4 protein-coding genes, 4 tRNA genes and 2 rRNA genes are annotated in these 5313 nt (G+C 48.1%); 9 read left to right on the top strand and 1 reads right to left on the bottom strand.

Annotated elements, in window-relative coordinates:
* The 4 genes from FE839_RS24150 to birA form a co-directional block, all read left to right on the top strand.
* Positions 1 to 451 (top strand): 23S ribosomal RNA (locus FE839_RS24150); the annotation flags it as partial.
* Between the two features lie 196 nt (positions 452 to 647).
* Positions 648 to 763: ribosomal RNA gene (gene rrf / locus FE839_RS24145) — 5S ribosomal RNA — on the top strand.
* Between the two features lie 348 nt (positions 764 to 1111).
* The gene (gene murB, locus FE839_RS24135; RefSeq protein WP_138363245.1) at positions 1112 to 2140 is read left to right on the top strand and encodes a UDP-N-acetylmuramate dehydrogenase; all 1029 of its coding nucleotides are present in this window, start codon (positions 1112 to 1114) and stop codon (positions 2138 to 2140) included.
* On the top strand, positions 2137 to 3099 hold the full coding sequence (birA, locus tag FE839_RS24130; RefSeq protein WP_138363244.1) for a bifunctional biotin--[acetyl-CoA-carboxylase] ligase/biotin operon repressor BirA: 963 nt from the start codon (positions 2137 to 2139) through the stop codon (positions 3097 to 3099). The genes murB and birA overlap by 4 nt, the downstream gene beginning before the upstream one ends.
* Before the next feature lie 26 nt (positions 3100 to 3125).
* Here the strand turns inward: birA and coaA are convergent, their stop codons facing one another.
* Positions 3126 to 4076 carry a type I pantothenate kinase gene (coaA, locus tag FE839_RS24125; RefSeq protein ID WP_138363243.1) on the bottom strand — a complete coding sequence of 317 codons (951 nt, stop codon included), beginning with the start codon at positions 4074 to 4076 and terminating at the stop codon, positions 3126 to 3128.
* Between the two features lie 434 nt (positions 4077 to 4510).
* On the opposite strand from coaA, the gene FE839_RS24120 reads away from it, so the two are divergent.
* The 5 genes from FE839_RS24120 to FE839_RS24100 all read left to right on the top strand — a co-directional run.
* Positions 4511 to 4586: transfer RNA gene (locus tag FE839_RS24120), tRNA-Thr, on the top strand.
* A 10-nt stretch (positions 4587 to 4596) separates the two neighbouring features.
* Positions 4597 to 4681, top strand: a tRNA-Tyr gene (locus FE839_RS24115).
* Positions 4682 to 4798: 117 nt separating this feature from the next.
* Positions 4799 to 4873: transfer RNA gene (locus tag FE839_RS24110), tRNA-Gly, on the top strand.
* 5 nt (positions 4874 to 4878) lie between these two features.
* Positions 4879 to 4954, top strand: a tRNA-Thr gene (locus FE839_RS24105).
* Between the two features lie 116 nt (positions 4955 to 5070).
* The coding region (locus FE839_RS24100) for a GTP-binding protein (protein ID WP_000031670.1) at positions 5071 to 5313 on the top strand (243 nt) is incomplete at its 3' end.

Below are 5313 nucleotides of genomic sequence, written 5' to 3'. Positions count from 1 at the left end.
GGCTGATACCGCCCAAGAGTTCATATCGACGGCGGTGTTTGGCACCTCGATGTCGGCTCATCACATCCTGGGGCTGAAGTAGGTCCCAAGGGTATGGCTGTTCGCCATTTAAAGTGGTACGCGAGCTGGGTTTAGAACGTCGTGAGACAGTTCGGTCCCTATCTGCCGTGGGCGCTGGAGAACTGAGGGGGGCTGCTCCTAGTACGAGAGGACCGGAGTGGACGCATCACTGGTGTTCGGGTTGTCATGCCAATGGCACTGCCCGGTAGCTAAATGCGGAAGAGATAAGTGCTGAAAGCATCTAAGCACGAAACTTGCCCCGAGATGAGTTCTCCCTGACCCTTTAAGGGTCCTGAAGGAACGTTGAAGACGACGACGTTGATAGGCCGGGTGTGTAAGCGCAGCGATGCGTTGAGCTAACCGGTACTAATGAACCGTGAGGCTTAACCTTACAACGCCGAAGATGTTTTGGCGGTGAGAGACAGAGACAATATTCAGCTTAGATTCAGAGTCCGAAGGATTTTGCGCTGAGACAAGGCGGCAAACGCAGCGACGGAAGGAGCATACAAGGGTATGTGACTGACGTTCGCCAGAGCAGCCAACGCAGTATCAGCGCAAAAGACACAGGACAGAGCACAAAGAATTTGCCTGGCGGCCGTAGCGCGGTGGTCCCACCTGACCCCATGCCGAACTCAGAAGTGAAACGCCGTAGCGCCGATGGTAGTGTGGGGTCTCCCCATGCGAGAGTAGGGAACTGCCAGGCATCAAATAAAGCAAAGGGCTCAGTCGAAAGACTGGGCCCTTTGCTTTATCTGTTGTTTGTCGGTGAGCGCTCTCCTGAGGAGGACAAATCCGCCGGGAGCGGATTTGAACGTTGCGGAGCAACGGCCCGGAGGGTGGCGGGCAGGACGCCCGCCATAAACTGCCAGGCATTAAATAAGTGAAGAGCCCGTCCTAAGGACGGGCTTTTTGCGTTTCTAAGAACGTTTGATATTTCCCGCGATAACGTGGCTGTAAGCGCTATGTCACCCGGCTCTGGGTCCGACAATCAGGCAAGCCTTCCCTCACTATATACGGTAAACTACTGCTGATTTAGCATCAGGAAGCCACTATGAGCCACTCACTTAAACCCTGGAATACCTTTGGTATTGATCGTTCTGCCAAAGCGATTGTACGTGTCGAAACAGAAAAACAGTTACTGGCTGCCTGGCAAAGTGCCATCGCAGAACGCTCCCCTGCTATGATTCTGGGTGAGGGGAGTAATGTCCTGTTCCTGAATGATTATTGTGGCACGATCATTATCAACCGGATTATGGGAATAAAAGTGAGTGAAACACCCGATGCCTGGCATTTACATGTTGGTGCGGGAGAAAACTGGCATCAACTGGTACGGTTTACACTGGACAATGGAATGCCCGGCCTGGAAAATCTTGCGCTGATCCCCGGCTGCGCCGGCTCCTCGCCGATACAAAATATTGGGGCGTACGGTATTGAATTACAAAAAGTCTGTCAGTACGTTGATTGTATTGAGCTGACTACTGGCCAGAAGCAGCGCTTTTCTGCCGCTGAGTGCTGCTTTGATTATCGAGACAGTATTTTTAAGCATGAATACCAGAACCGCTACGCCATCGTCGCTGTTGGTTTGACGTTAGCAAAAGAGTGGCAACCGGTTCTGAGCTATGGTGATCTAACCCGACTTGATCCGCAAACCGTCACCCCTCGTCAGGTATTTGATGCCGTATGTCATATGAGAATGACCAAACTTCCCGATCCAAAGGTGAATGGCAATGCGGGAAGTTTCTTTAAAAATCCAGTCATTAGCGCAGAAACAGCGCAAGAGTTACTGGCGACCTATCCAAATATTCCGCATTATCCGCAGCCTGATGGTAGTATGAAGCTTGCTGCCGGATGGCTTATCGATCAATGCCAGCTTAAAGGTAAACTTATTGGCGGCGCAGCCGTCCATCATCAGCAGGCTCTGGTATTAATCAATTATAGCGAGGCAACAAGCGAGGATGTGGTGAACCTGGCGCGCTATGTACGCCAGCAGGTTGGCGAGAAGTTCAATATCTGGCTGCAACCAGAAGTGCGTTTTATTGGCGAAATGGGTGAAGTTAACGCTGAAGAGGCTATTGCATGAAAGATTATACCGTTCCTCTGACGCTGATATCTATCCTGGCTGATGCTGAGTTTCATTCTGGTGAGCAACTCGGTGAGCGTTTAGGGATGAGTCGGGCGGCAATAAATAAGCATATTCAAACGTTGCGTGACTGGGGAATCGATGTCTTTACTGTTCCCGGTAAGGGCTACAGTTTATCTGAGCCTGTCCAGTTACTGAGCGAAGAACACATTTCTAAACAGGTTGAATATGGTCGCGTGACTGTACTGTCAGTCATTGGTTCTACGAATCAGTATCTTTTGGACAGACTGAGCGAGCTGCAATCAGGTGATGCCTGCGTGGCAGAATATCAGCAAGCTGGCCGTGGACGCCGCGGGCGTAAGTGGTTCTCGCCGTTTGGTACTAACCTTTATCTTTCTATGTACTGGCGCCTGGAGCAGGGGCCAGCTGCTGCTATTGGTTTGAGTTTGGTCATTGGAATCGTCATTGCCGAGGTACTGCAGCGCCTCGGTGCTGAAAAAGTACGGGTTAAATGGCCGAATGATCTTTATCTGCAAGACCGAAAACTCGCAGGCATCCTTGTGGAGCTGACGGGAAAAACCGGGGATGCAGCACAAATAGTCAGTGGGGTTGGTATCAACTTGATGATGCGTCATGTAGAGTCCGATATTGTCAATCAAGGCTGGATCAGTTTGCAGGAAGCAGGGATCTCTATCGATCGCAATACGCTGGCTGCTTGTCTGATTAATGAATTGCGTGCTGGTTTTCGGCTTTTTGAGCATGAGGGATTAGCACCTTACCTGCCCCGTTGGGAGAAGTTAGATAACTTTATTCATCGTCCAGTCAAACTCATTATTGGTGATAAAGAAATCTTTGGTATTTCCCGAGGTATTGATGCTCAGGGGGCTTTATTACTGGAACAGGATGGGGTAATAAAACCATGGATTGGCGGTGAGATATCACTACGCGGTGCTGAATGAAAAAAAGGGAGTTAAAGCTCCCTGTTTTATTTCCGTAACCGTACCTGATTTACCGAATGATTGGTACTTTTGGTCATAATAAGGCTTGCTCTTTCGCGAGTGGGTAGGATATTTTCTTTTAAATTCAATAGGTTAATTTCATTCCATAAAGACGTCGCGACATCAGTCGCTTCGTCTTTAGAAAGTTGAGCATAATTATGAAAATATGAATCTGGATCGGTAAAAGCCCCTTCGCGAAATTTTAAAAAACGATTGATATACCATGTTTTTAGTAACTCCTCTGGCGCATCAACGTAAATTGAAAAATCCACGAAATCGGATACAAATACATGATGTGGATCGTGCGGATAATCCATTCCACTCTGCAAAACATTTAGTCCTTCAAGAATCAAGATATCAGGCTGAGTGACAGTTTTATCACCATCTGGAATAACATCATAAATCAGGTGTGAATAGACCGGTGCAGAGGTGCTCGGAACGCCAGATTTCAGATCGGAGACAAATTTAACCAGGCGATGCATGTCGTAAGATTGCGGGAAACCTTTCTTTTTCATCAGGCCACGCTCTTTCAACACCGCATTAGGATGCAGAAAGCCATCAGTCGTAATGAGTTCTACATGCCGATGTTCAGGCCAACGACTGAGCAAAGCCTGCAATACACGCGCAGTAGTGCTTTTACCCACAGCAACACTACCCGCAATGCTGATGATATAAGGAATACGTTGCCCATTGGTGCCAAGGAATTGTTCCAGCACGGCCTGGCGGCGTAAGTTAGAACTGATATAGAAATTGAGTAAACGCGACAGGGGCAAATAAATTTCTGCAACTTCTTCCAGAGAAAGATCTTCGTTGATGCCTTTTAACCGCGTGATTTCTTCTTCTGTCAGCGTCATCGGAACGGAATCACGCAGTGCAGCCCATTGGTCACGGTTAAATTGTAGATACGGTGTCATTAACGTTTGCTCTTTTAGGCTCATAAGCATGCTCTTGCAACCGCCGAATTATATGAAAGCGGAGGTGCTTCACACTAGTTAATCAGGACAATGGGCAGGAGGGTAACACCAGATTGCGAGGAATAATAAGAAAAAAACTCATTGAATGATGCTTTCTAAAGGTATCATCACAGAGATGAATGATTTGTCATACCGTGTAAAAGCCCAGCGAAGAACGGACAGGGTTATTTTGTGAAGCTCTCCGGTAGCGTTGACAGGATACATGCAGTGTCAGAATCACGGCTGTACGTTTCCTTTTTTGCGCTGCTTTTTACACCTGGTGATGTATTTTTGTTCTGTGTTGTTTGAAATTACACCATTTTCTCTTGTCAGAGCACAAAATGTGAGCAATAGAACATTTTATGCAATTTTTTAGTTGCATGAACTCGCAGGTCTCCCTAGAATGCGCGCTACTTGATGCCGACTTAGCTCAGTAGGTAGAGCAACTGACTTGTAATCAGTAGGTCACCAGTTCGATTCCGGTAGTCGGCACCATCAAGTGCCTGGTGGGGTTCCCGAGCGGCCAAAGGGAGCAGACTGTAAATCTGCCGTCATCGACTTCGAAGGTTCGAATCCTTCCCCCACCACCATCTTTCGGCGATGCTTTGCGGAGCCAGAGTTGATTGGTTAAACTAGTTAGCTCAAACCAAAAAAGAGATTTTTCTCTTTTTTGTTATAGAAAGAACTGGGTAGCCGAGTTTCAGGATGCGGGCATCGTATAATGGCTATTACCTCAGCCTTCCAAGCTGATGATGCGGGTTCGATTCCCGCTGCCCGCTCCAAACGTGCTGATATGGCTCAGTTGGTAGAGCGCACCCTTGGTAAGGGTGAGGTCCCCAGTTCGACTCTGGGTATCAGCACCACTTCTTTATCTCTCCTTCCCTGCTTCTCTCTTGTTTATTGGATTCAACAATTCAGGTATGTTGCCTGGTTGATGTGGTGATATCACCGATTTATCCGTGTCTTAGAGGGACAATCGATGTCTAAAGAAAAATTTGAACGTACAAAACCGCACGTCAACGTCGGTACTATCGGCCACGTTGACCATGGTAAAACTACCCTGACTGCTGCCATCACTACCGTACTGGCTAAAACCTACGGCGGTGCCGCTCGTGCTTTCGACCAGATCGATAACGCGCCGGAAGAAAAAGCACGTGGTATCACCATCAACACTTCTCACGTTGAATATGACACCCCGACTCGCCACTACGCGCACGTAGAC

It is taken from the genome of Klebsiella indica (assembly GCF_005860775.1).
Lineage (GTDB): Bacteria > Pseudomonadota > Gammaproteobacteria > Enterobacterales > Enterobacteriaceae > Klebsiella > Klebsiella indica.
Note: the sequence above shows the minus strand (reverse complement) of the source record. Positions and strands in the feature narration are given on the sequence as shown.